Below are 25,941 nucleotides of genomic sequence, written 5' to 3' on the forward strand. Positions count from 1 at the left end.
GTCGACGGCATCCGGGCCGCCTCCAGCAACCCTCCGGTCCCCCTGCCGGACGACATCCGCGTTGACCCGTCTCATCGACGTTTGATCGGTCTGACGCCGCAGGTCAGGTACCGTGCGGGCATGATCGAGGGTCCTTCTGCCGAGGTTCACGTCCCGGACGAGCTGCTGCTCGCCGGCTACTTCGTCACAGCGCCTGAGCGGCTTACGGGCTCGGGCATGCCCCGGTCGGAGCGGCTGCTCACCGCGTCCGAGTGCTTGAGTGACCGGCTCCCGCAGGGTGACTGCTGGTTCGGTACCGCGCAGGAGGCACTGGCGGCCTGCCTCCAGTTCCAGGTGTCCCCAGAGGCGCGCCTGTACGCCCTGCTCGTGCCCTCCGAGCATGTCGGCGGCTTCGTCGCCGACATCCGTGCGGCCGGGCTGGACGAGCCGGTACTGCTCGCCCACCTCGACGGTGGGGGCGTTGGCCAGGCCGCTCGGGAGGTGGCGGAGGACGGCCGCGAACGCGGCTGGGAGGTACTCGGATACGACCACGGATTGCTCCACAGCTGGCTCTGCAACGACCTGTACGACGATGCAGTGCTCAGTCTCGGCGTGGGTGTCAACGAACACGGCCTACTGCCGGACCGGGACACCGCTCAACGCGTCGCCGCCTGGGCCAACGCGCGTGACGACACCAAACCGGTCACCTGGTTCCCCGGCGCCCTGATCGAGTGGGACGCCCCGATCGAGAGCAACCCCGGCCCCGCCACCACCGAGAACACACCTTCCGCTTCGGAGCCCTGGTGGCGCCGAGGCCTCCAGCTATGGCCTCCTACCAAGCGGCCCTGAATGCCTGCCACGTGATCCCTACCGGCGGCGAGTTTCTGGGCAGTTGATCTCGACCGGTGATGGGAAGGCAGGTCCGCCGGACTGTCCCATCCCAGGCCGTGCAAGGATCCCGACTGTGAAAGCCGAAGACGCATTGAGCACCGGACCGGCGGGCGAGGCGGTGATGGCGGGAGACGGTGACTTGCTGTCGCTGCTGCGCCGGGCTGCTGTTCCCGAGCAGCACGGGCGCATGGTGATCACACCCCTCGTCTGCCGGTCGTGCGACTGGGACCGGTTCGAGCTGACAACGGACGAGTACTTCTGCGAGGGCTGCTGCCTGCCGCTCGGCATCGCGGACGGAAACGTCTACGCCGGCGGATCCAGCTGGGAACTCGCGGGCGGCGCTCCTTCACGGTCCTGGCTGACAAGGGCCTTCCGCAAGCCGGCCGACATCACCTGTCCAACCGGTCACGACGTGTTCCAGGCGGCGGCCGCCTTCGCCCTCGCCGAGGACGGCCAGGTCCGCCGCCTGTCGGTCGGCCTGCGCTGCCCGGTCGACGGCGCGCTGCGCCTCCACCTCGACAACATGCGCGTGGTGCCGAGCGGGATCTGACACCGACCTCGCCTCGGTACGCCTCGGCCGGAGGGGGCACATCGGGCGGTCAAGGCGGCTTGTCGATCAGTCAACGCCGCCCGTCAGAGGCCTGGCCGCCGGTGCCTCCACGTCCCGGGTCCAGAGCGAGTACTCGCTCTGGACCGCGGTGACCGGGTGGATGCGCGGTACGGTAAGCCCTCGACGGGGCCGACCGCCCCGGGCTCAGCGCACGGATCACCGGACGCCCTGAATGAGACGTTGACCATGCAGGTGGGTCTTTCTCGCCGGGCAAGATCACGTTTGTTCGGTGAAGGTTCCTTAACGAACACAAACGACGACCTGGCCGCTACCCTGACGCGGTGACGACAGACACCGCCTTGTTGTCGAGGGCCATGAGTGGCACCGTCGAACCAGCTCTGCTTCCACTGCCGGATCGCGTCGCGGAGCTTCTGTCCGATGCGAAGAGCCCGCCGCGGCTGGCGGCCCACCTGCGAGCCGTCCACGATGTTGCACACCAGTTGGTCGACTGGATCGAGCGGCACTGTCCTGGCTTGTACTTCGACCGCGAGGCGGTGCTCTTCGGGGCCGCGACACACGACATCGGGAAATCGGTGCATGTTCCCGAGCTTTCCGAGCCCGGCTCGGCGCACGAGGAGGCGGGGCAAACCCTTCTGCTCGGCCGCGGCGTCAGCCCGGAGCTCGCCCGCTTCGCCGCGACACATGCATCGTGGACGGGGTCGCGTGTCGGTCTGGAAGATCTTTTGGTGAGCCTCGCCGACAAGATCTGGAAGAACAAGCGCATTCCAGACCTGGAGGATCTCGTCGTGGCTCGGCTGGCCGAGGCGACCGGCCGGAAGGTCTGGGAAGAGTTCATCGCACTCGACGAAGTCCTCTCCCGCATCGGCGACGAGGCCGACGAGCGCCTGGAGTTCCAGGCATCCTTCCCGATCTGAGAGAGGCCGGCGGCACCCTGTGACGATGAGCCCGGACGCCCCCGATCCCATGCTGAGCGTCCCGCCGAAGCCCCGGTTTCCCGATCTCCGCGAACTCGGACCGGCGGAGACCGTGAAGGCACGCTGGCAACAGTTGCTGCTCGTCTGGCAGTGGCATCACGAGCGGCACGACGTCCTGCACCCCGGCACCGCCTACCCGGACATCGTGTCCCTGATCAAGGCGGCGGGAGCGGAACCGCAACTGCAGCAGCTCTATCCCTTCATCAGCCACTTCAGCCTGAACTTCAGCAGCTGCACGAGCTACCCGTGGTCGCTCCGGGCCCCCTCGGTCGACCCTCTCCGTGACGGACGCTTCCGCGTCCGCAACCCCCGAAGTTCCGTTGTCATCGGATACACCCACACCGCGGGCGCTGCGGTGGCCTCGTCGTCGACAACCTCCCGGCAGGGCTCGGCCCAGCCGTCGCCCACGGTCAGATCGGCCGCTGACCACCCATTTGACGTCTACGGACGGTCCGTCTCCTACGGCTGCGCGGGCGGGCCGTCCGTACAGGTCGACTGAGCCTTGAGCAGTCACTGAGCCGTCATGGCAGCTCTCGCAGTACGAGTGCCCTGGCGACCGGCTCGCCAGTGCGCCCTGCATGCAGCAGACGCTCGCGGATGTCCCGCAGCGTTCGGGGCCGGTATCCGGGTCCACCGCAGCAACTCTTGTGGAAGCCCACGCCGGCGTTCAGCAGGACCGTGAGGGCTCGCCATGCTGCGACGTCCCGGCGCCGGGGTGCTGCGAAGGCCGAGCCTGCGTGGATCATCGTCTCGGTGCAGCGCGGACAGGTCCGCTGCCTCGTCCTGTCGTAGGGCTGCTTGTAGGAGGCCCGGCAAGAGAGGCAGACGTACGAGGTTTTCGCATGGGCCATGCGCCCAGCCTAGAGATGGCCACGGGAGACGATCGACTGTATCTCCGGGCCGGACACTCGCGGCCCCGCCGGCGAGGAGGTCGTGCCGCTGCCGAGCCCGTGTCCGCCGTGGCGGATGGCGTGCTGGTGGTAGCCGGCCAGGAAGGCGGTCAGCAGGTGAAGGGGGTTCTGCCGACGAACATGCCGGGACGGTCGCCGACGCAGGCGAAGTACTCGCCTTCGCTCATCTCCGAGAGCTGTTTCACGTCCCCTCCCTGGCCGATCTTGGTCAGGAGCCGTCGTTGGTCTGATGGAAAACGGCCTCGGCGATTTCGCGTACGCGTTCCCGGGTGATGCCGGTCCTCTGTTCGACGGCGAGGGGGTGGTCGGTGGGCTCCAGCTCGATGAGGGGGCGCTGCCCGATCGGCCTGGTGCGGAGGTTGGTCTTCAAATTGAGGGTGCTGGGCGAGTAGATGGGGAGCTCGGTGGTCAGCCAGCCGAAGTACGGCTTCTCGGATTCGCGCCCTGGTGTGTCCCAGAGGTCTGCGGCGCGGGAGAAGTTCTCACGGCTCAGGGAGACCCAGACGCCCCAGGAGAAGACGTCGTTGGTGCCGATGACCGGTATCTCGATCAGGCCCTTGACGAAGTAGTGCTGTGCTTTGATGACGCACTGATCCGATGAGAGCAGGCAGTCGGGGGCGTCGTCGAAGCTCGGGTCCCACACGTACGGGGCGATGGTCGAGAAGTTCATCGGCAGCTGTGTGCGGTGCTCGCCGCAGCACGAGCAGGTGAATCCGAGATCACTGGTCATAAGCGCAAGCTTAATGATCAGGCTCCGACACCCTTCAGGGCGGTGTCTGCGCCCACGCGACGCCCTGTTCGTCCTACTGCTCTGACCGGCAACGGTCACCGGATGGACGAACGGAGGTCGGAGGCGGAACCGAAGCCTGGACTACCCCGCTGAGTGAGGGCGCCGTGCGGTGAGCACGGGCTGGTAGTACCCGCTGGAGTCCGGACTGTGCCAGGTGATGTCGGTGAAGCCGACGGAGCACCGGAAAAGTGGACTTGCCCCTACACTCGTGCTGTCGCCCCCCCGGCCGATTCGACGGCGGGCAGGCGTGATCGACCTCGTGCCGCCAGACCCGGCGCAAGGGAACCGGATGACGGAGCCATCCCTCGAGCGGTTCGATCAGGACCCCTGACGGCGGGTTGTCAGCCGCCGGCGTCCGTCAGCGCCTCCGATCCGACCCACTCCACTCCCCGCAACCTGACCGGCAGCCACCCCAAGCGACCCGACCCCAGCGCCCGGCGGGCACGGCCGATGGGCGAGCGGATCGGGGACCGGCTCGCGGCCGTGCCGGTCCTCCCGTGGAAGGCGCCGGCACCGTAAGGTCCTCTGCGAAGAGATCCGAGAGGGAAGGGTGGCACGTCGCATGCACCAGCGCAGTCTGCGGGACCTCCAGGTGTCGGCCATCGGCCTCGGCTGCATGGGGATGTCCGCCTTCTACGGCACGGCCGACCAGGAGGAGGGCATCGCGACCATCCGGCGTGCCCTGGAACTCGGCATCAACTTCCTCGACACGGCGCAGGTCTACGGCCCGCTCACCAACGAGTCCCTGGTCGGCGAGGCCGTCCGGGGGCACCGCGACGAGTACGTGATCGCCACGAAGTTCAACTACCGGATGGACGGCGCGGTGCCGGGTGACATGTCGACGGTGGGACGCCAGGACGGCTCCGCCGAGCACGTGCGCAGTTCCGTGCACGGTTCGCTCGCACGCCTCGGTACCGACCGCATCGACCTGTACTACCAGCACCGGGTCGACCCGACCGTGCCCATCGAGGAGACCGTCGGCGCGCTCGGCGAGCTGGTCGCCGAGGGCAAGGTGCTGCACATCGGGCTCAGCGAGGCGAGCGCGGAGACCATCCGCCGCGCCCACGCCGTCCACCCGGTCACCGCGGTCCAGAGCGAGTACTCGCTCTGGACCCGGGACGTGGAGGCCGAGGTGCTGCCCACCTGCCGGGAGCTCGGGATCGGGTTCGTGCCGTACTCGCCCCTAGGCCGCGGCTTTCTCGCGGGCCGCTTCAGCTCTCCGGACGAGCTGGACCGGGACGACTTCCGTCGCGGCAACCCGCGCTTCACCGAGGCCAACCTGGCGGCCAACCTCCGGCTCGCGGAGAAGGTGAAGGAGATCGCCGCGGAGAAGGGCGTCACCCCGGCCCAGCTGGCGATCGCCTGGGTCCTGGCCCGCGGCGAGGACCTCGTGCCGATCCCTGGCACCAAACGACGCACCTACCTGGAGCAGAACGCGGGCGCGGTCGACGTCGAGCTGACCGACGAGGACCTGGCCCGCATCGAGGCCGAGGTGCCGAAGGCGGCGGGCGAGCGCTACGACGAGGACGGGATGCGGGCGGTGAACCGCTGAGCTGGTGCTGCGGCCGCGCGAGTAGGTGAGGTGAGGAAGACGGTCACGGTGTTTCACGGCACGGGCCCCGGTGTGCGGCGGCCGACCGTGGCCGGGGGCGGCTGCGGTGAGGTTCCAGGACGACATGGGTGGCGCTGCGCGCGGCGCGTGCCGACGTGCTCGACGTCGCCGGGCCGGCGCTGGGGCTCCGTGATCGGGTGAGGTGCCTGTCCAGGATCTGCGGGCGAGGTCGGAGCCCGCGCCACCGGGACGGACCGCGGCGTCGCGCTGGGGCCGGGTGCAGGGCGCAACGGCGGGTGCCCCGCCCCCCGGAGAGGGGGGCGGGGCGCCGGCGGAGGAGATGGGCGCTGACCACCCGGCCGGTGTTCTCGGAGTTCCAGGAGCCCGACCAGCCAGCCACCGGTCGCGAAGTCCCCCGTCAGGGAGATCTGGTGGGACCTGCGACATAGCGAGGGCGCCGGGTCGTCAGGCGGGCTGGACGGTGACGGTGCACAGGCGCTTGGTGGCCCGGGTCAGGGCCACGTAGAGGTCCCGTTCCCCGCCGGGGCGGGCCGCGATGATCTCCTCGGGGTCCACGACGACGACCCCGTCGAACTCCAGGCCGCGCGCTTCGGACGCCGGCACGACGCGGGCGTGGTGAGCGACGCCCCGGGCCGTCAGTTCGCTCACCCTGGTGTCCGCGCAGACCACGCCCAGCAGCTCGCCCGGGTGTGCGGTGCTCTGGGCGTGGAGTTCGCGGAGGACGGCGGCGACCGCCCCGTCCGCGGACGGTGTGGTCACGGTGCGCGGGTGCTCACCGCTTCGCAGCGACCGGGTGGGCTTCTGGTCCGGGGCGATCCGGGCGAGCAGGTCCCGGACGCTCTCCAGGATCTCCTGTGTGGTGCGGTAGCTGACGGTCAGGTGGTGCAGCTGGAACCGCGGCCCGAGGTGGGGGCTCAGCGCCTCCTTCCAGTCGCGCGCCGTGGCGACCGGGCCCGCTTGGGCGAAGTCACCCACCAGCGTCATCGACCTCGCCGGGCAGCGGCGGGCGATCATCCGCCACTGCATGGCGGTCAGTTCCTGCGCCTCGTCGACCACGACGTGCCCGTACGTCCGCTCCGGGGGGCCGTCGACCAGGCTCGCCGCCTCGTCCAGCAACGCCACGTCGGCGTCCGTCCACGGGTCGTGCGGACCGCGCAGCAGGAGGGAGCGCTCCGGCGCGCTCAGGTGGGGCAGGAACTCGGCGAGCGCGTCGGCGTCCGTCAGGAGCGCCTGCACGAGGTCGCCGGGTGCCAGTCGCGGCCACAGCGCCTCGACCGCTCGGTCGACGTCGGCGTCGGCGAGGAGGTCGGCGCGGATGGCGTCCAGGTCCAGCTCGTGGACCGGACCGGCGTCGGGCGCGCCTTCGGTGCGGCGCTGGGCGGCTCCCGTGAACCGGTCGAGGTCCAGGCCCGTCATGCGGGCGGCATCGGCGTCGATCTGCTCCAGGAGGTCGCCCATGTCCCGTCGCATCGCGTCGGCGACGGCGTCGGCCAGGAGCTCCTTGAACGCCTGCCGGGCGGGGTTGTGGCCAACTGCGGCCGCCAGGGCGGCGTCGCGCGCCGTGGCGACGGCCTCGCCGGACAGGTGGACCAGTTCCTGTCCGACCCGCGCGGTGAAGTCACCGGCGTGGGCCTGGTGGGCGCGCAGCAGGCCGGCCAGGGCGTCGGCGAGGTCGGCGCCGCCCTTGAGGCGTGCCGTGGCGAAGGGGTCGGCCGCGTGGGTGGGCACTCCGGCCAGTTCCGGGCAGGTCGCCAGGACGACGTCGTTCTCGCCGAGCGAGGGAAGGACCTGGGAGATGTAGTCGAGGAACCGGGCGTTCGGGCCGACGACCAGGACGCCCTCCTGGGCGGCGCGCGGGAACGCGTACAGGACGTAGGCCGCCCGGTGCAGGGCGACCACCGTCTTGCCGGTGCCGGGGCCGCCCTGGACCACGGTCACGCCGCGGTGGGCGGAGCGGACGATCGCGTCCTGCTCCGCCTGCAGGGTCGCGACGGCCGCGTGCATCCGGCCGGTGCGCCGTGCCGACAGAGCCTCCGTCAACGGGCCGTCGCCGACGACGTCCTCCTCGGTCGGGGCGCTCCCGTCCAGCAGTTCGTCGGTCACCGAGGCGACCGTGCGCTCCTCGACGCGCAGGTGCCGGCGCCGCCGCAGGCCCATCGGGTGGACCGGTGTCGCCTCGTAGAAGGGCCGCGCCGCGTTGGCGCGCCAGTCCACGAGCAGGGGCAGGTCGTCCTCGTCCGTGTGCAGTCCGATCCGCCCGATGCGCAGGGCCGTGCCGTCCGTCCAGTCGATGCGCCCGAAGACCAGTCCCTTGTCGGCGCCCTCGAGCCGGCCGATCTCCTTGGCCAGGCGCTCGGCGGTGATGTCTCGCTCGTATGCCGCGTCGGGGCTGTCCGCCTGGGACTTCAGCACCCTCGCGCGGTTTGCCCGCGCCTCGGCGAGCCGCTCGGTGAGCACGGCATACAGGGAGGACACATATTCCTGCTCGGATTCGAGTGCACGCGCGGCGGAATCAACCGCACGCGTGGCGGAATCAACCGCACGTGCGGCGGAATCAACCGCATGCGCGGCGGAATCGTTTGTTCTCGACAAGAGGGGGCTCCTTCGATCGAAGCCACACCCTACGATCGATCATTCCCGAAGGTAAGTCTTGACTTACCTGGTGAGGTCATGTCCTCGCGCCCGCACCGACGATGAGCCGCCGCACGGCTTCGGGTATTCAGAATTCCGCCGTTCAGGCATGTTCCCCATTGCACTGTCGATGCTTTCCTGCCTCACCGGGAAAGGCCGGCCCTGGATTCCGGCGGCGAGAGTTCGAGTGGCGCCTGGAAGACGGACGGCGGAAAGGGCGCCGGCCATGGGCGGCGAACGGCCGCGGTGGACGAGCGCCGACACAGCGGACCGGTCGGGGGCCCGCGATCTCGCAGGCGCCCGACCGGTCGCGTGGGGGCCGTCGCGGGCCCCGCAGGGTCAGCCGCCGCTACGGCAGGGTCCAGCGCTGGTTGGCGCCGCCGTTGCAGTCCCAGATCTCCAGGGGGGTGCCGTCGGCGGTGGCCGAGGCGGGGTCGTCCAGGCAACGGCCGGACTGGGTGCCCTTGAGGCTGCCGTCCGGCTGGGGCGTCCACTGCTGGTTGGCGCCGCCGTTGCAGTCCCACAGTTCCACCGGGCTGCCGTTGGCGGTGGCGGCGCCGGTCACGTCGAGGCACTTCCCGTTGTGGGTGAGGGTGCCGTTGGTCCAGGTCCACGTCTGCCCGGCGCTGCCGTCGCAGGTCCGGAGCTGGACGGCGGCACCGCTGGTGTCGCCGGCGGGGCCGGCGCACTTGCCCGGCAGGCCGGAGGCGACCGGGCCGGTGTGGGTGGTGGGCGTGCCGGGGGTGACGGCGAAGTTGTCGAACTGGTCGGTCTGGTAGCCGGTCACGCCGAGGCCGGCCCGGCCGTTGGTGAAGCTGCCGTCGGTCGCGCCGCCCACGGTGGTGCCGTCGACGACCGCGCTGAGGGTGGTGCCCTGGAGCGAGAGCGCGACGGTGTGCCAGTGACCGGTGCCGAGGGCGGTGGTGGTGCCGCTCGCCAGGGTGGTGAAGTTCCAGCGGGTGTCGCTCTTGTCGATGGACCAGGCGCCGGTGTCGCTGACCCGCAGGTGGTAGGCGTTCAGGCCGTTGTTGTTGCGGCCCTGCTGGTTGACCCGGCCGAGGAGTTCGACGGTGCCCGCCTGCTCGAACATGGTGTCGGCGGTCACGGTGTAGTTGGACCAGCTGCTGTCGCCCGCCATCGTGTACGGGGCGTTGTAGCGCTCGTCCGTCCAGCGGATCGGTGAGGTCGGAGCCATCTGTCGCAGGCAGGTGCCGGCTCGGCCGCCACCGCAGGCGACGGTCCGGAAGGCTCCGTTCATGTCCGTGAAGTACCTCGGCGAGGTGGTGGTGGCCGGGGTGTCGAAGCCGTCCGCGTAGGGCAGCTTCATCGGCGCGGCGGGCGGCGGGGTGGCCGTGCCCTTGCCCTGGCCGGTGGTGGTGGTCACGGTGTAGACCCGGCCGGGCTGGAGGGTGAGGGTGTAGCCGCCGTGGACCGGGGTGACGTCCTGCTCGTGGACGAACCAGCTGGCCGGGTCGTCGGACGTGAGGTCGGTGGACCAGACGTGGACCGTTCCGGTGGACAGACCGCCGGTGACGGTGAAGCTCGCGGTCTGGGCGGCGCCGGCGTCCACGGTCTCGATGACGGTGCTGTAGTCGTTCTTGTTCGGGCTCCTCAGCGTGGCGTAGCTGCCGTTGGCGCGCGCGCCGCCGAGGTAGCCGCCGGCGGCGTCGATGTAGCGCCAGCCGGGCTTGGCGAACTGCGTCGTCTGCGCGGTGACCCAGGTGGTCCTGCCGATGCCGTAGTGGCCGGACCACGGCTGGTTGGCGATCGACATGCCGTCGGTGGAGAAGAACAGGTCGGGGTAGAGCGCGGCGATGACCGGCCAGTTGATGAACGAGGTCATCTTCCCGTCGAGGTAGCCGCGGTTGATGCCGCGTGCCACCGCCGGGGCGCCGGCGTCGGCGTCCAGGGAGCCGTTCTCGCTCGCCCACAGCGGCTTGCCGAGCGCCCGGGCGGTCGGCGTGCTCGGACAGGTGGTGAAGGAACTCATGTAGCCGCAGGGGTAGTGCACCCCGACGACGTCGACGGCCTTGGCGAACGCCGGGTCGGCGGCCATCGCGTCGGCGACGGCCCAGCTGTCGTCGGCGGCGACGACCTTGGTGGCGCCGTAGCCCCGCGCGACGAGCGTGCTCTTCAGGTTCTCGTACCAGGCCTTGTCGAAGCCGCGCTCGTTCCACCCGCCGAGGTAGGAGACGTTCAGGTGGTGCTGGGCGGCGCAGCCCATCCAGGACATCAGGTAGTCGACGGTGTCCTGGGACCAGAAGTCGCCGTTCCCGATCCAGCCGGGGGCTCCCCAGGCCAGACCGGAGAACACGATGTCCGGGTTGCGGGCCTTGGCCTGCTCGGCGAGCCACCACTGGTAGCCCTGGTTGCAGTCGACGGTGCCGCGGGTGTGCTCGATGCTCGGTTCGGCGCCGTCGGTGGAGTTGGTGTCACCGCCGATCTCCAGCTTCAGGATCTGCAGCGAAGCGCCGTAGCCGGGCTTGAAGAGGTAGTCCAGCAGCTGGCTGCGCTGGGGTTCCGGGTAGTCGACCAGCAGGCGGGAGTTGCCGCCGCCGCCGGAGATCGCGCCGACTCCGTCGAAGGTGAGGCCCGGCTTGGTGCCGTCGATCGTGACGGCGGTGGTGGTGGCGTGCGGCTCGGCGGCCTGTGCGGCCGCCGGTGCGGTGAGGCCGCCCAGCGCGCCGGCGAGCGCGAGCGCCGCGCTCAGGGCGGTGCGCCAGGTGGGGAAGGGGTGTTGACGGCCCATGGGCGTCTCCGAGGTGGGGAGGAGGTGCGGAGGGGTGGGTGTGGTGCGTGGTGGCGCTCCGTGCCGGACACCCTGGCGGGCGGCCGGCACGGCGTGGGGTGGGCGGGGCCCCCACCTGGGGGTGGGCAGGGGCCCCACCCGGGGTGGGCGGAGGCCCCACCCGGGGTGGGCGGAGGCCCCGCCTGGGCGGGCAGGGGCCCCACCTGGGGTGGGCAGGGGCTCCACCGGACCGCTACGAGACCGTCCCATGGGCGAGCGCCGCCAGGGCCGCGAGGCTCCGGCGGAAGGGGTGGGGGGATCTGCTCATCGACTGCTTCTGCTCCTTGAGCTGGGCCGGCAGTGGGGTGAGGGGCCGTCAGGACTCGGGCGTGAGCGCACGCCGGCACGGGGGTGCTGGCGAGTACATGCCGACATGCTGCCGAGGACAGTAGCCCTGACTTCCAACAACAATCAACAACTCTGAAGGAAATAGAACGCAGATTTCCGCGTCCGGCGTTTGGTTGCGGTGCTTTGTGGGCGAGTCCGTTGTCGGCCGGTCGGGAACGGCGGGCGGTACCCGCGGGGTCAGGAGGCGGCGGCAGTTCCCCGGGGCACCGTCAGGATCCCGAGCAGGCGCGCCACCTCGCGGGCCACCGCCTCCCGGCCCGCGCCCAGGTAGACCCGGGTGTCGACCAGGGCGGCGTCGGCCGCGAGGCGGGCGCGGACCGCTGCGGTGAACGCCCTGTTGAGGTGCGTCGCGATGTTGATCTTCGTCATGCCGTGCGCGACCGCCTCCGCCAGGACGTTGTCCGGTGCGCCCGACGAGCCGTGCAGCACCAGCGGCACCGGTACGGCGGCCCGCAGGGCGGCGATCAGCTCCAGGTCGAGGCTCGCCGTACGCGTGAGCATCGCGTGCGAGGTGCCGACCGCGACGGCCAACGCGTCGACGCCGGTGCGCGCGGTGAACTCGGCCCCCTCCCCCGGGTCGGTCCTGGCCCCCGGTGCGTGCACCCCGTCCTTGCCCCCGATCTCGCCGAGCTCGGCCTCCACCCAGACACCGGAGGCGTGGCACTGCCGCACCACCTCCGCCGTGGCCCGGACGTTCTCCTCGTACGGCAGCACCGAGGCGTCGAACATCACCGACCCGAAGCCCAGCCGGACGGCCTCCGCCACCGCGGTCCGCTCGGTTGCGTGGTCGAGGTGGACGGCCACCGCAACGGCGGCCGCCCGGGCCACCGCGAGCGCCGCGCCGCCGACGGCCGCCAGGCCGCCGTGGTAGCGCACCGCGTTCTCGCTGATCTGGAGGATCACCGGTGCACCGGCGGATTCGGCCCCGGCCACGACGGCTTCGGCGTGTTCCAGTTGGATGAGGTTGAACGCGCCGACGCCGCGCCCCGCCTGAGCGGCGGACAGGACGATCTCCCCGGTTGCTACGAGGGGCATGGGTCTCCTTGAGGATGTGCCGGGTCGAGTTCCTCGCCCCGGACGGGACGGATCTGCGTCGGCGTCGCCGCCGCCTCGGGCGTGCCGACGCCGTCCAGGAGGTCCTGGGCGAGCAGGGCCGCCCCGAGGCAGCCCGCCCGGGCGCCCAGCACGGCGGCGACCAGCGTCGGGGCCGGGCGGAAGGCGAGGCGTTCGACGAGCGCGCCGCGCAGCGGGGTCAGGAAGGGGTCGCCGGCCTGGGCCAGCCCGCCGCCCAGGACGACGCGATCCAGGTCGAGCAGCACCGTCAGGGCGGCCAGGCCGTCGGCCAGCGCCTCGATCGCCTCGGTCCAGATCCGGCGGGCCAGCGGGTCGCCCGACTCCGCTCCGGCCGCGACCTCCCTGGCGCTCGCCCCGGTCCGGCCCGACGCCTCGGCGTAGCGGCGGGCGATCGCCGAGGCGGAGGCCACCGTCTCCAGGCAGCCGCGGTTGCCGCAGGCGCACCGGTCGCCGCCGGGCCGGACCACCAGGTGGCCCAGTTCACCCGCGAAACCGCGGCTGCCCGCGAACGGCCGCCCGCCGATGGTCAGCGCGGCGGCGATCCCCGTCCCGACCGGGACGAAGGCGAAGTCGGGCCAGCCGCGTCCGGCGCCGAGCCGGCCCTCGGCGAGGCCGCCGGCCCGCACGTCGTGCCCGAAGGCGATCGGAAGTCCCAGGTGCTCGGCGGCCAGGCGGCGCACCGGTGTGTCCCGCCAGCCCAGGTTGGCGGCGAGCACGGCGGTGCCGCGGGCCTCGTCCACCAGGCCCGGCACCACGATCCCGGCGGCCTGCGGCGTCGACCCTCGGCGTACGGCGTACGTCACCAGTTCGTCCGCGCAGCGCAGCACTGCTGCGAGCACCGCGTCCGGCCCGCGCTCGGCGCGGGTGGACCACTGTGCGCCCTCGACGAGCTCGCCGCCGTCCACCACGGCGCCCTTGATGTGCGTGCCGCCCACGTCCAGCGCGATGACGCTCATGCGGCCGCCCCGAGGCACCTGCGGGTCGCCACCGCTCCAGGACGACGGAGCGGGTGAGGTGGCGCGGCCGGTCCGGGTCGAGGCCGCGGCCGGTGGCCCGCCCGACGGCCAGGCGCTGGGTGCAGAGCGGCCTCGGTGGTGGTCCCGGGGGCGGGCAGGTGCTTCGGCGTCAGGTCGAGGGCGCGCCGCCGGCACTCGGGCCGGCCGGCGATCTCCTCGTCCACGTGGGCCATCGGGGTTCCTCCTGGGGGTCGTGCGCGGTCGTCGTCCCGCAGTCGTCGTGCGCAGTCGTCGTGCGCGGTCGTCGTGCCCGCGGAAGAGGGGGCGGTAGGCAAGAGGGGCGGTACGGCAGGGGGCTCGGCACGGAAGGGGGCTGCACGGAAGAAGCGGGGGACGGTGGGACGGCCGGGCCCCGGGACGGCCCCGGGGCCCGGTGTCACTCCCCCCCGGACGGGCCCGGGTCAGCCGATCGACCACCGCTGGAGCGGTGCGCCGGTGTCGGGCTGCTGGGTCACCGCGGCGCCGTCGGTGGCGGAGTCGGCGGTGAGCAGCAGTCCGCTGGCGACCGAGGCGACGGTGTAGCTGCCGTCGGCCAGCAGCCGGACCGTCCAGTGCTGGTTGGCGCCGCCGCTGCACGGCCACTGGATGACGGCGGCTCCGGCATCGGTGGAGCCGCCGCTGACGTCGGCGCACATCGCCGAGAGGCCGTTCACCAGTTCGTACGAGCCGTCGGGCTGCGGGCGGAACTGCCAGCTCTGGTTGCCGGCGCCGGTCGGGCTCCAGGTGATGAGCCGGTTGCCGGCGGTGGTACTGCGGTCGGCGTCGTCGAGGGCCCGGCCGCCAGTGGTGAGGGTGTGGGTGCCGCTGAAGGCCGGGCTGACGGTCCAGGTGAAGGACACCGAGGCGCGCGCGGTGCCGGAGGAGGCGGTGACGGTCACGGTGGAGACCCCGGGCGCGGTCGGCGTCCCGGAGATCCGCCCGGTGGAGCCGATGGTGAGCCCTGCGGGCAGGCCGGTCGCGGAGAAGGTGAGCCGCTTGCCGGCGTTGTCGGTCGCGGTCAGTTGGACGGAGGCGGCCCTGCCGACGGTGCCCGACTGGTCGCCGGAGCCGGTGAGCACGACCGTTTCGGGGGCCTTTCCGGTCGGAGTGAGGGTCAGGGTCTGCGCGGCGGCGGTGCGGCCGCCGCCGACGGCGGAGCCGCTGGTGTCCGTCCAGAAGCGGGCCGGGGTGGTCTCGGCCGAGGTGCCGGGGGCGGTGAGGCCGAGCACCAGGCCGCTGTAGCGGTTGACCAGGCGGTAGCCGGTGCCGGCGGGCACGACGAACCACTGCTGCCCGACGCCGACGGTGGTGCCGACGGTCAGGGCGGCGCCCCAGGCGCGCCCCGCGGTGGTCGAGGCGTCCACGCCGAGGGCGCCGCCGGTCGCGGCGTTCAAGATCCGGTAGGAGCCGTCGCCGTTGCTCGCGAAGGACCAGGACTCCAGCGCGGCTCCGGTGGCCCGGTCCGCCGAGGTGGTCGCCGGGCTGCCGGGGCGCTGGGTCAGCAGCCGGCCGTCGCCGCTGCCGATCCGGTACGTCCTGGTGAGGTCGAACGGCGCGGCGGCCGGCTGGGAGGCGCCGACGGTGAGCTCGGTGTACTCGCCGGACGAGCCGTGGGAGCACCCGTACGCGCAGTAGAGGCGGAAGTCGCGGCCGACGATGGTGGAGCCGGTCCGGCTGGCGCCGTCCAGGAACCACCGGTACCAGGAGGCGGTGCGGTAGCCGCCGGTGTCGCCGAGCAGGGTCCACTTCTGGGTGGCGAGGTCCTTGGTGGCGTAGATCTGCTGCGGGGCGTTGCCGCTCTGGTCGACGGCTTGCGGGGTGCCGAGGTAGAGGCCCAGGTGGGCGTCGTAGGCGACGTTCATGGCGAACAGCGGCGAGGTCGGGGTGAGGGTGCCGGCCGCGACCTGCTGCTTGACGGTGCCGGGCTTCGCCGGGTCGTACTCCTCGGCGGGCGGCACGTAGCCGCTGGGGTGGGCGGCGTCGACGGGCACCATGTCGCTCTCCCGGCCGCCCTTGCCCGGCTGCGACCAGGCGCCGTCGTACCACTTCTGCCAGCTGCCGGGCGCCATCTTGGCGGAGATCGGGGACCGCGCGGCGTGCGCCATGAAGTCGCCCCAGGACCCGCCCTTGTCGACGATCCGGGAGCCGTAGAAGACGTAGAAGTAGCCGGAGGCGGTGTCCACGAAGAGCCGCTGGTCGCCGTCGCCGTAGTCGAAGGTCTGGGCGGGGAAGGCCGCGGTGTCGCCCCGGGTGGTGCTGTAGGGCGAGGTGATCACGTGGTCCTTGATGTCCCAGGTCCGGCCCTGGTCGGTGGAGACCGCGTAGTCGATGGCGTCGTAGTGGAGGCCGTCGCCGAACGGCTGGGGGGTGAACTCGTTGTGCACCAGGCCGTACCAGTCGCCGGTGTCCGGATCGACCCAGACGCCGGTCAGGTCGCAGTAGTTCTTCTGGGAGTAGCCGGAGCCCTGGGGGGCGTTGCTGGCCTCCCGGCCGGTGGGGCTGTTGTCGCACCGCCAGGTGGTGTCGTTGTTGCGGTCGGCGGGGTCCGCGGGGTCGGCCGCGTCGCTGATCGCGGCCGACCGGGTGGCGGTGTCGAAGTCCTTGCCGGTGTAGAAGGTCCACTGCCTCGGGTCGTTCGCGCCGTACAGCGCATGCGACTCCTGGAAGTAGAAGGTGCCGTCCTTGTCGGTGTAGCCGGCGGCCGGGGTGTCGTCGGGGTACGGGAAGGCGCTGGTCCTGCCGACCGCAACCGTGTACGTGGTGGCGCCGGCCGCCGCCCCGGGGGCGGGGGCGGCCAGCGCGAAGGTGGCGAGGGCGGCCAGCGCGGCGGTGGTCACCGCGCGGGTGAGTCGGGAACGGGCGGGTCGTGTTCGAGCGACTGGCACTGGTACTCCTCTTCCGTGCGGGGGCGCGCCGTCGCGCCCCTCGTGGTGGGGGTGGCGGAACGGGAGAGTGGTCTGGCCGGGGTGGGGGGCGGCGCGGCTCAGCCGTCCGCCATGCGGAAGTCGTAGTGCGCCGGCACCGGCGTTCCGGGGTGGACGGCGAGCCAGAGGGCGTCCAGGGAGAGCTCGCCCTCGCGCATGGTGTCGACCTGGATGCCCTCCCTCAGGAGGCGCCGGACCCGGTCGTCGTCGCCGGAGGCGTGCGCCGCCTCCGCTTCGGCCAGTCTGATCCGGCCGTGCGCCCGGTCGGCCGGGGTCAGTTCCCCGATCAGCGCGAGGGCCTGGGCGGGGCGCTCGGCGCGCTTCAGCGCCTCCAGCGTCTCGATCGTCAGCTCCCGCAGGCCCGGGCGGAGTCGGTGGGCCTCGACCATGAGGTCGGCGGCCTCCTGCCGGTCCGGCGCGAGGAAGGCGAGCGAGCGCAGCGCCCAGGGCGAGGCCTGGGCGGCGACGGAGCGTGCGAAGGCGTCATGCGCGGACTCCGGTTCCCCGGCGGCGAGCCGGAGCAGTCCGAGCTGGTAGAGGGCGTGCCAGTCCGCGGCGCTCTCCTCCAGCAGCAGCCGCCAGTGCGCCCCCGTGACGGGCTCGGCCGGCGGGTCGCAGACCGGGAGGCTGCCGGTCCGCAGGAGTTGCCGCCAGGGCTCCTGGGCCGCGGCCGAGCTGCCGAACGGCAGTCCGGGCAGGGCGGGCAGGGCGCCGGCCTCGATCTCCAGCGCGGCCCAGCCGTCGCCCTCGGCCAGCACCTCCTCCGGTTCGCCGAACCGGTCGGCCAGCGCGTGGGCCGTCTCCAGGTCCGGCGGCGGGGCGAGCAGGTCCAGCGCCTCGCCGGCGGCCTTCCGGGCGGTGTCCCAACTCCCGTGCACCGTGTCGGGATCGACCGCCAGCAGGCCGTACGCCTCGGTCCAGGACCAGGTGGCGCCACCGGGCAGCGGCATGTGCTCCAGCTGGGTGCGGGCCAGGCCCGCCTGGATCTCCAGGTAGGCGGAGTCCGGGCCGGAGAGCCACTCCTGCCAGTGCCGGCCACCGGTGCCGGTGCCCCAGCAGAACATCTTGCGTCCGCGCAGCCGGGCGGTGGAGGTCTGGACGAGTCCGGTGCCGGTCGCGTCCAGCGCGGCGATCCAGGGGCGTTCGCCGGCGGGGACGTCGAGGAAGTAGTCGGCCGCCCGGCGCGCCCGGCCCGGGTAACTGCGGTCGGCGCCGTCGGTGTCCGGGAAGGGGACGCGACGCAGGTCGCTGACGTAGTCGCAGTGGAAGGCGTGGTCCGCCGGGCCGAGGACGCGGACGTCCCGGCTCTCCGGCACGGCGATGTTGGACCACCAGTAGACCGGTGTCGCGGTCGGCGCGGGGTTGTGCACCGCGACGTGGACGTACAGCACCGGGGAGCCGGCGGGCAGCCAGGTGTCCATGCGCAGCACCAGGCGCCGCAGCCGTTCGAAGGCGTACATCCGCAGCACCGGGGTGCCGTCGGGTGCGCTCACCCGGGCGGCGTGCAGCGGCTCGCAGGTCAGCGGCCAGTGCCCGGTGGTGCCGAGGTTCCACTCCACCCCGCCGGCCAGCCAGGCGTCGCGCAGGGCGAGGTTGGCGGGCTGGAGGATCGGGTTGCGGTGCAGCAGTTCGCGTCCGTCGGGGCGGTGCACCAGGGACCACAGCCGCCCGCCGAGGGAGGGCAGGAAGGTCGCGGTGAGGGTCTCGTTCTCCAGCACGACGCAGGGGAGCCGGCGTTCGCTGCGGACCCGGTCGTAGCCGCCCTGCCGGGTGTACGGGAGCAGCGTGCCGGGCACCCCGTACGCCAGGTTGCGGCGCATCTCCTCGTCGACCCCGGCGCCCGCGCCGACCCGGTCGGGAAGGCCGTGCAGGATCGGCAGGGTGCCGCCGAGCGGGTCGGGGGTGCCGTCGATGCGGAGCAGGTCGGTGCGCAGGGTCGAGGTCATTTGCCGATTCCAACCGTCATGCCCTGGATGATCCGCGTGCCCGCCCAGGAGAAGAGCGCGATCATCGGGGCGAGGATGATGCAGACTCCGGCGAACATCGTGCCGTAGTCCAGGCCGTTGAACTGCTGTGCCGCGACGAACGACGCGAGTGCCACCGGCAGGGTGAGCCGGTCCTGGCTGTTCGTCAGGACGAGGGCGAACAGGGTCTCGTTCCAGGCGGCGATGAACTGGAGGAGGAAGGCGGTGATCAGCCCGCCGCGGGCGACCGGCAGGACCACCTGGACGAAGGTGCGCACCGGCCCGGCGCCGTCCAGGACGGCCGCCTCCTCCAGGACGCCGGGGATGCCGCTGAAGAACCCGGTCAGCAGGAAGACCGTGAAGGGCATGGCCAGGCCGACGTAGACGAGGGTCAGGCCGAGGTCGCTGTCGGTCAGTCCGATCCTGGACAGGCCGACGAACAGCGGCACCACCAGGACCTGTCCGGGCACGCCGAGACCCATGGCGAAGGTCATCGTCAGCGCCGAGGAGGTCCGCGAACGGCGCCGGGCGAGCGCGTAGGCGCAGGGCGCGGCGAGGGCGACGGCGACGAGCGAGGAGCAGCCGCCGGTGATCACGCTGTTGAGGGCCGCCCGTGCGAAGCCGCCCTGGTCGAGCGCGGTGGTGTAGTTGCCGGACTGCGGGCTGGTCGGCAGGCCGAAGCCGTTCCGGAGGATGTCGGGGCCGCTGCGCAGCGAGGTGAGGAGGATCCACAGGACCAGCAGCAGGTCGGCGGCGACGACGAGCCAGACGGCCGTCGTGCCGATCCTGTTCGCGAGTCCCGCGGCCGTGGTTCGGCGTCGCACGGGTGGTGGCCTTTCGGGTGGCGGTGGGGGGCCGGGGCGCGGCGGGTCAGTACTCGACCGGGTCGCGGCGCAGCAGGCGGCGCAGGACGACGGTCACCAGCGTGACCATGGCCAGGCTGACCACGGCGGCGGCGGTGGCGGTGCCCAGCCGGGGGACGGTGCCCTGCGGGAACGCCTCGGCGTACACGTACACGGCGGTGTTCCAACTGCTCACCGGCGGGAAGGCGTTGGTGCTGCCGCCGTAGAGCAGGATGAGTTCGAAGATCTTCACCGAGCTGACGGTCCACAGCACCGCGCAGACCGCGATGACGTCCCAGGCGCACGGCAGGGTGATGTGGCGGAAGCGCTGGAACGGGCCGGCGCCGTCCAGTTCGGCCGCCTCGTAGAGGTAGTCGGGGATCTGGTCGACCGCCGCCATGATGATCGAGGTGTAGTAGCCCGTGGCCGTCCAGACCAGGGTGCCGAGGACCATCGGCAGCAGGTTGTCCGTCGACAGCCACTTGGGCGGGGTGGTCACCCCGAACAGCTTCAGCGCCTGGTTCACCGGACCGGTGGGCGAGAACAGGAACCCGGCGGCGATGCCGAAGACCATGCCGTTGACCAGCGAGGGGAAGAACAGCACCGAGCGGGCGAAGAGCCGGGCCCGCATCTCCCGCAGCACCAGGGTCAGCGCGAAGCTGAGCACGAAGGTGACGGCTCCGCCGACGACCATCAGTTCCAGCGTGTTGACCAGCGAGGTGCGGAAGTTCGGGTCCTGGAAGAGCAGCGTGTAGTTCCGCAGGCCGCGCCACTCCATCGCGCCCATGCCGTCCCACCGGTACAGGCTGGTCCACAGCGCGAACCCGACCGGGGCGAGGAAGAGCACCGCGTACGCGATCAGCGCGGGTGCGGTGAACGGCCAGAACGTCCTGCGGCGCTGCCGCTCCAGCGGGCCGGCTCCGGCGCGCGCGGCACGGGTGGGCCGGCCCTGGGCGGTGTCCGTCCGGGGCGGGCTCTCGATCGTCGTCGCCACCGTCAGCCCTGGGCCCGCCAGTAGGCGACCTGGTCGGCCTTGCACTTGGCGACGAACTGCGCGGCCGTCGTCTTGCCGTGCCACAGGTCGAGGTAGTTCTCGTTGAGGACCTTGGGCAGCCAGGCGCCGGACACGCCGTCGAAGGTGAGGCGGACGGCCGGGGCCTCGAGGGCCCGCTGGGCGTCGGCCAGTTCGGCGGGGGCCGGGATGTCCTTGCGCGGGGTGAGGTTGAGGGCGGTGGTCGCGATGCCGGACAGCTGCTTCTTCTGCAGGAAGAACGCGATGAACTTCTGTGCCGCGGCGGCGTTCTTCGCCCGCTTGGGGATCGCGAAGCCGATCAGGTTGGCGTCCGGGGTCTTCGCGGTGGGCGGCAGGATCGACGCCGACTTCCAGCCGGCCGGGACCTGTTGGGCGACCTCGGCGGTGACGTAGTTGCCGTCGATGTAGAAGGCGGCCTTGCCGTTCGCCCAGTTGGTCTCCTGCGCCGGGTACTTGGTGGCGTCGTAGCCGGCGATCAGGTGGCCGCCCCTGACCAACTGCTCGATCTGCTGCGCGGCGGTGAGGACCGCCGGGTCGTCCCAGGTCGCGCCGGACGTGTCGGCGGCGAGCTTGGCGACGTTCACCCCGGCGCCGTTGAGCAGGTAGTCGAAGTACAGCGCGTTGCTCCACGGGTCCTCGCCCTCGGAGGCGATGCAGGCCTTCCCCGCCGATTTCAGGGCGTCGCAGACCTTGAGCAGCCCGGCCCAGTCGGTGGGCGGGGTCGGCATGGCCGACGCGAGGACGGGGTCGGCCGCGTTGTAGAACATGGCGTTGGTGACGACCTCGTACGGGATCAGGTAGTGGTTCGCGCCGGACGGGTCCTTCGGCAGCATGTCGAAGTACTTGGCCGGGATGACCTGCGAGACCGGGACGTTCTCCTCCGGGATCCGCTGGTCGAGCAAGGGCGAGAGGTCGAGGGCCTGTCCGGCCGAGGCGGTGGCGCCGTAGACCTTGTCGTCGGACTGGTCCCACAGGTCCGGTGCCTGGTTGGCGGCGATCGCCGGACCGATCTTCTTGGCGATGTCGCGGCCCGCCCAGGTGATGTCCACCTTGGCGCCGGTGGCGGCGGTGAAGTCGGCGATCGCGGCCTTCAGCACCTTGGCCTGCGGCTCGTCGGCACGCCACATCGACCAGTAGGTGAAGCCTCCGTCGGCCTTCGCGCCGCTGCCCGAGCCGCCGCAGGCGCTCACGCCGAGGGCGAGTGCGGCGGCGGTCGCCGCGCCGACGACGCGGGCGGCGGAGTTGGTCGTTCTGCCCATGGGTGGTTCCTCTCGGTGGCGCGAGAAGCCGCGCGGACGTGTCGTCAGCCGGGGGCCGAGGACGGCGGGCGGCTGGATGGCTGGGACGATACGGTCGGGTTGACCGGTAAATCAAGCGTTCTTGCAGAATTCCCCGACGGCGCGGACCTGGTGGGCCCGGCCGCCGCAACTACCCGTCAAGTAGCGCTGTGCACAGCGGATTTGCGATCCTTGACGCCGCTGCTCCCGTGCCCTACGTTGCACGGAGGCGAATTGACCGGTAAATCGAAGGATCCAGTCATGGTGACGATGCAGGACGTGGCCGAGCGTGCCGGGGTCACGAAGCAGACCGTCTCCAACGTCATCCGGGGGCGGGGCGCCGTGGGCACGGCGACCGCGGCCCGGGTGCGCGCCGCGATCGAGGAACTGGGGTACACCCCCAACCTGGTCGCGCGCTCCCTCGCCACCGGCGCCACCAGGACGGTGGGGCTGTTCGTCCCCACCGTGACCGGCTCCTTCTACGCCGACATCGTCGAGGAGGTCGAGGACGTCCTCGACGCGAACGGCTACCACCTGCTGCTGTGCACCACCCGGCTCGACGGCGAGCGCGCCAAGCGGCACCTGGCCGGACTGACCAGCCGCTCGGTGGACGCCCTGCTGATCGCCGGCGACCGGGACCTGATCGACCACCTGCCGCTCCTGGCCGAGGCCGCCTTCCCGGTCGCCCTGTGCGCCTGGGAGACCGACGCCCCCGACCGCTTCCCGGTGGTCACCATCGACTACGAGCGGGCCGGCCACCTGGCCGGACGCCACCTGCGCGAACTCGGGCACGAACGCGTCGCCGTGCTCGCCAGCCCGGACCACGGCCCGCGGGTGGCCGGCTTCCGGCGGGCCTTCACCGCCGACGGCCTGACCGTCCCGGAGGCCGCCGTCCACCTGGCACCCGAACCCACGCCCGCAGGCGGCTTCGCGGCGGCGACGGCGGCGCTGACGGCCGACCCGACCATCACCGCGGTCTTCGCCACCCACGACGTCCTGGCCCTCGGCGCCCTGGAGGCGGCCCGGGCCTCGGGCCGCTCCGTCCCGCACGACCTGTCGATCGTCGGACACGACGACAACCCGGAGGTCGGCGTGGCCCGGCCGGCGCTCACCACCGTGGCCATCCCCAAGCGGGAGATGGCCCGGGAGGCGATCGAGCTGCTGCTGCGCGCCCTCACCCGGGCGGGCACCCCGGCCAACTCGATCCAGCTGCTGCGCCCCGAGCTGGTCGTCCGGGACAGCACCGGCCCGGTCGGCACCCGCTGACCGGCCGGCCCGCCACCGCCCCGCCGGACCCGCGGTCGGCCCGACGGTGGCCGGCCCGGCCGGCGCGCCGTCCGACCCGGGGCCGACGGCCCCGGCTACTCCCCCGACCTCGCCCGGTGGGCGGCGATCAGGTCGCGGTACCAGGCGTACGAGGCCCTGGGGGTGCGCACCTGCGTGGCGAAGTCGACGTGGACCAGACCGAAGCGCTGACTGAACAGCCCCTCCGCCCATTCGAAGTTGTCGAGCAGGGACCAGGTGTAGTAGCCGCGGACGTCGACGCCCTCGGCGACGGCACGACCGAGGGCGTCGAGGTGGGCGGCCAGGAAGTCGATGCGGGGTTGGTCGGGGTCGGTGAACTCCTCGACGGAGCAGCCGTTCTCGGTGATGGTGACGGGCGGGAGGGCCTTGCCGTACGTGTCGCGGAGACCGAGGAGGAGGCCGGTGAGGGCGCCGGGGACCACGGGCCAGCCGAAGGCGGTGTGGGGGACGTCGGGGATGTCGACGAGGTCGAAGGGCAGGCCCGGGTCGATGGGGGCGGCGACGCGGGTGGGGTTGTAGAAGTTGAGGCCGAGGCCGTCGAGGCCGGGGCTGTGGATGAGACCGAGGTCGCCGGGGCGGACGGCACCGAAGACGTCGTCGGGCACGCCGAGGACGGAGAGGTCGGGGTAGCGGCCGAGCAGCACCGGGTCGGTGAACAACCGGTTGTGCAGGACGTCGTACGCCTCGGCGGCGGCCGCGTCGGCAGCAGAGTCCGAGGCCGGCTCCACCAGTGTCAGGTTGTTGGAGAGCATCACCTCCAGGCCGCGCTCGTGCAGGACCGAGGCGGCCAGGCCGTGACCGAGGAGCTGGTGGTGGGCCGCCGGCAGGGCCTCGAACATCAGGGTGCGGCCGGGGGCGTGGACGCCCAGGGCGTAGCCGAAGACGGTGTGGACGAAGGGCTCGTTGAGGGTGATCCAGGCGGGGATCCGGTCGCCGAGGCGGTCCGCGACGATCGCGGCGTACTCGGCGAAGCGGTACGCGGTGTCGCGGTTGAGCCAGCCGCCGTGGTCTTCGAGGCCCTGCGGGAGGTCCCAGTGGAAGAGGGTGGGGAGGGGCGTGATGCCGGCGCCGAGGAGCGCGTCGACGAGGCGGTCGTAGAAGGCGAGCCCGGCGGGGTTCACCGGGCCGCTGCCGGTGGGCACCACGCGGGGCCAGGCGATGGAGAAGCGGTAGCCGTCCAGCCCCAGGCCCCTCATCAGGGCGATGTCCTCCGGGTAGCGGTGGTAGTGGTCGCAGGCGACCGCACCCGTGTGCCCGTCCCGGACGGCGCCGGGGCGGGTGACGAAGGTGTCCCAGACGGAGGGGCCGCGGCCGTCCTCGTCGACCGCGCCCTCGATCTGGTACGCGGCGGTGGCGGCACCCCAGCGGAACCCCGCCGGCAGGTCGTAGCGGTCCGGCATGGCAGCCTCCTGACGAAAACATGAGGAGTCCTCATATTACTGGCGCCACGCCGGAACGCCAGAGGAGGTCGGGGCCCGGAGCGGTGCCACCCACCCGACCCAGTCAAATGCGGGTCACCCTCCGGCGGACCGCCATGCGGAGTCCGTTCTCCGCTTCTGTTAGCCTCGAGGAATGCGGAGCCATTTCTCCGCTTAACCGTTGTCCTGCTGGAGCCCACACCCATGCCCCGAACAGCCGCCCGCCCCCACTACAACCTGACCTTCGCCGTGCTGCTGCTCGGCGTCGGCGCGTTCTCCCTGCTGCAGTCGCTGGTGGTCCCGGTCCTGCCGACCCTGATGGAGCGCCTGCACACCACCCAGTCCACCGCGACCTGGCTGATGACCGGCTACCTGCTGTCCGCCTCCGTGGCCACCCCGATCCTGGCCCGGATCGGCGACAAGGTCAGTAAGGAGCGGATGCTGATCGTCACGCTCGTCGCCCTCGCCGCCGGGTCCGCGCTGGCCGGAGCCTCCCACTCCGTCGGCCCGATGATCGTCGCGCGGGTCATCCAGGGGACGGGCGGCGCCGTGGTGCCGCTGGCCTTCGGCATCATCCGCGACGAGTTCCCGCCCGCCAAGGTCCGCAGCGCCGTCGGCGTCACGGCCGCGCTCACCGCCGTGGGCGCCGGGCTCGGCCTGATCATGGCCGGACCGATCGTCGACCACCTGGACTACCACTGGCTGTTCTGGGCGCCGATGGTCCTCATCTGCGCCGCCGCGATCGCCACCTACCTCTTCGTCCCCGAATCCCCCGTGCGCGTCCCCGGCCCCATCGACTGGCGCGCCGGGCTCCTGCTCTCCGTCTGGCTGGTGGCCCTCCTGCTCGCGGTCAGCGAGGGGCAGAAGTGGGGCTGGGGCTCCCTGCGGATCCTGGGCCTGTTCGCGGCCGCGGTGGTCTTCGCCGGCTACTGGATCGTGACCGAGCTGCGCTCCGCCTCCCCGCTGATCGACATGCGCGTGATGCGGATCCCGGCCGTCTGGACCACCAACCTCGTCGCGCTGCTCTTCGGCATCGGGATGTACACCTCGATGACATTCCTGCCGCAACTGGTCCAGACGCCCGAGAAGCTCGCCGGCTACGGCTTCACCGCGAGCGTCACCCGGTCCGGTCTCTACATGCTCCCGATGACCGGCGGCATGTTCGCCCTCGGCGTGCTGGCCGGCAGGCTCGCCTCCCGCTACGGCTCCAAGCGCGTGCTGGTCGCCGGCAGCCTGATCAGCATCGTCCCGTTCGCGATGCTGGCCCTCCGGCACGACCACGCCTGGCAGATCTACACCGCCTCCGCCCTGATCGGCATCGGCCTCGGACTCGCCTTCTCCGCCATGTCCGCCATCGTCGTCGAAGCCGTCCTCCCGGCCCAGACCGGCGCGGCCAGCGGCATGAACGCCAACATCCGCACCATCGGCGGGGCGATCGGCAGCGCGGTGGCGGCCAGTATCCTGTCCTCCGGGGTCACGGCCGCCCACCCGTTCCCCCAGGACTCCGGCTACACCAGCACCTTCTGGTTCCTGACCATCGGCGCCGGGCTCGCGGCCGCCGCGTCGCTGGCCATCCCGACGGCCCGGCGCCACCGGAGCGACCACAGCGTGGGATCGCCCCGGCTCACCACGGTGAACCGGTGACCGAGCACG

At 72.1% G+C, this 25,941-nt stretch carries 19 protein-coding genes; 7 read left to right on the forward strand and 12 right to left on the reverse strand.

The genetic code is table 11. The features are described from left to right. From ABT247_RS08065 to ABT247_RS08080, 4 genes are all read left to right on the forward strand, one after another. Positions 1 to 828: hypothetical protein (locus ABT247_RS08065; protein WP_350739744.1), on the forward strand; the 828-nt coding region annotated here is incomplete at its 5' end. A 115-nt stretch (positions 829 to 943) separates the two neighbouring features. After that, entirely contained in the window at positions 944 to 1,420 is a 477-nt protein-coding gene (locus tag ABT247_RS08070) for a hypothetical protein (RefSeq protein ID WP_350739747.1), read from the forward strand. 374 nt (positions 1,421 to 1,794) lie between these two features. Beyond that, a complete protein-coding gene (locus tag ABT247_RS08075) occupies positions 1,795 to 2,355 on the forward strand; it encodes an HD domain-containing protein (RefSeq protein WP_350739832.1) in 561 nt (186 codons plus the stop codon). 25 nt (positions 2,356 to 2,380) lie between these two features. Beyond that, complete coding sequence (locus ABT247_RS08080; RefSeq protein WP_350739750.1) at positions 2,381 to 2,914, forward strand: DUF6193 family natural product biosynthesis protein; 534 nt, start codon at positions 2,381 to 2,383, stop codon at positions 2,912 to 2,914. Positions 2,915 to 2,936: 22 nt separating this feature from the next. On the opposite strand, the gene ABT247_RS08085 is transcribed toward ABT247_RS08080, so the two are convergent. Together ABT247_RS08085 and ABT247_RS08090 are read right to left on the reverse strand one after the other, a co-directional pair. Next, on the reverse strand, positions 2,937 to 3,266 hold the full coding sequence (locus tag ABT247_RS08085) for a deoxyxylulose-5-phosphate synthase (protein ID WP_350739753.1): 330 nt from the start codon (positions 3,264 to 3,266) through the stop codon (positions 2,937 to 2,939). A gap of 268 nt (positions 3,267 to 3,534) precedes the next feature. Next, a complete protein-coding gene (locus ABT247_RS08090) occupies positions 3,535 to 3,996 on the reverse strand; it encodes a DUF2199 domain-containing protein (protein WP_350739835.1) in 462 nt (153 codons plus the stop codon). Positions 3,997 to 4,678: 682 nt separating this feature from the next. On the opposite strand from ABT247_RS08090, the gene ABT247_RS08095 reads away from it, so the two are divergent. Continuing rightward, positions 4,679 to 5,668 (forward strand): aldo/keto reductase, encoded by a 990-nt coding sequence (locus ABT247_RS08095; protein WP_350739755.1) that lies wholly within the window; start codon positions 4,679 to 4,681, stop codon positions 5,666 to 5,668. 465 nt (positions 5,669 to 6,133) lie between these two features. On the opposite strand, the gene ABT247_RS08100 is transcribed toward ABT247_RS08095, so the two are convergent. The 9 genes from ABT247_RS08100 to ABT247_RS08140 all read right to left on the reverse strand — a co-directional run bounded on the left by ABT247_RS08100 (position 6,134) and on the right by ABT247_RS08140 (position 21,547). Next, positions 6,134 to 8,164, reverse strand: coding sequence for a HelD family protein (locus ABT247_RS08100; protein WP_350739758.1), 2,031 nt, complete (start codon positions 8,162 to 8,164; stop codon positions 6,134 to 6,136). A 505-nt stretch (positions 8,165 to 8,669) separates the two neighbouring features. Beyond that, a complete protein-coding gene (locus ABT247_RS08105) occupies positions 8,670 to 11,069 on the reverse strand; it encodes a ricin-type beta-trefoil lectin domain protein (RefSeq protein WP_350739761.1) in 2,400 nt (799 codons plus the stop codon). Between the two features lie 564 nt (positions 11,070 to 11,633). Then, positions 11,634 to 12,491, reverse strand: a complete 858-nt coding sequence (locus tag ABT247_RS08110; protein ID WP_350739764.1) for a class II fructose-bisphosphate aldolase — start codon at positions 12,489 to 12,491, stop codon at positions 11,634 to 11,636. Beyond that, positions 12,479 to 13,486: an ROK family protein gene (locus ABT247_RS08115; RefSeq protein ID WP_350739767.1), complete on the reverse strand. Its 1,008-nt coding sequence runs from the start codon at positions 13,484 to 13,486 to the stop codon at positions 12,479 to 12,481. Before ABT247_RS08115 ends, ABT247_RS08110 begins: the two co-directional genes overlap by 13 nt. 461 nt (positions 13,487 to 13,947) lie before the next feature. Beyond that, positions 13,948 to 16,410: an RICIN domain-containing protein gene (locus tag ABT247_RS08120; RefSeq protein ID WP_350739770.1), complete on the reverse strand. Its 2,463-nt coding sequence runs from the start codon at positions 16,408 to 16,410 to the stop codon at positions 13,948 to 13,950. A gap of 98 nt (positions 16,411 to 16,508) precedes the next feature. After that, a complete protein-coding gene (locus ABT247_RS08125; RefSeq protein ID WP_350739773.1) occupies positions 16,509 to 18,395 on the reverse strand; it encodes a DUF5107 domain-containing protein in 1,887 nt (628 codons plus the stop codon). Beyond that, the gene (locus ABT247_RS08130; RefSeq protein WP_350739776.1) at positions 18,392 to 19,237 is read right to left on the reverse strand and encodes a carbohydrate ABC transporter permease; all 846 of its coding nucleotides are present in this window, start codon (positions 19,235 to 19,237) and stop codon (positions 18,392 to 18,394) included. Before ABT247_RS08130 ends, ABT247_RS08125 begins: the two co-directional genes overlap by 4 nt. Before the next feature lie 46 nt (positions 19,238 to 19,283). After that, entirely contained in the window at positions 19,284 to 20,249 is a 966-nt protein-coding gene (locus ABT247_RS08135) for a carbohydrate ABC transporter permease (RefSeq protein WP_350739780.1), read from the reverse strand. Positions 20,250 to 20,251: 2 nt separating this feature from the next. Then, the gene (locus ABT247_RS08140; protein ID WP_350739783.1) at positions 20,252 to 21,547 is read right to left on the reverse strand and encodes an ABC transporter substrate-binding protein; all 1,296 of its coding nucleotides are present in this window, start codon (positions 21,545 to 21,547) and stop codon (positions 20,252 to 20,254) included. A 279-nt stretch (positions 21,548 to 21,826) separates the two neighbouring features. On the opposite strand from ABT247_RS08140, the gene ABT247_RS08145 reads away from it, so the two are divergent. Then, positions 21,827 to 22,831, forward strand: a complete 1,005-nt coding sequence (locus ABT247_RS08145) for a LacI family DNA-binding transcriptional regulator (protein ID WP_350739786.1) — start codon at positions 21,827 to 21,829, stop codon at positions 22,829 to 22,831. A gap of 95 nt (positions 22,832 to 22,926) precedes the next feature. On the opposite strand, the gene ABT247_RS08150 is transcribed toward ABT247_RS08145, so the two are convergent. Continuing rightward, positions 22,927 to 24,270, reverse strand: coding sequence for a GH1 family beta-glucosidase (locus ABT247_RS08150; protein ID WP_350739788.1), 1,344 nt, complete (start codon positions 24,268 to 24,270; stop codon positions 22,927 to 22,929). A gap of 222 nt (positions 24,271 to 24,492) precedes the next feature. Between ABT247_RS08150 and ABT247_RS08155 the strand changes: the two genes are divergently transcribed. Beyond that, a complete protein-coding gene (locus tag ABT247_RS08155) occupies positions 24,493 to 25,932 on the forward strand; it encodes an MFS transporter (protein WP_350739790.1) in 1,440 nt (479 codons plus the stop codon). The last annotated feature ends 9 nt before the right edge of the window (positions 25,933 to 25,941 follow it).

The organism is Kitasatospora sp. NPDC001539 (assembly GCF_040298565.1).
Classification (GTDB): Bacteria; Actinomycetota; Actinomycetes; order Streptomycetales; family Streptomycetaceae; genus Kitasatospora.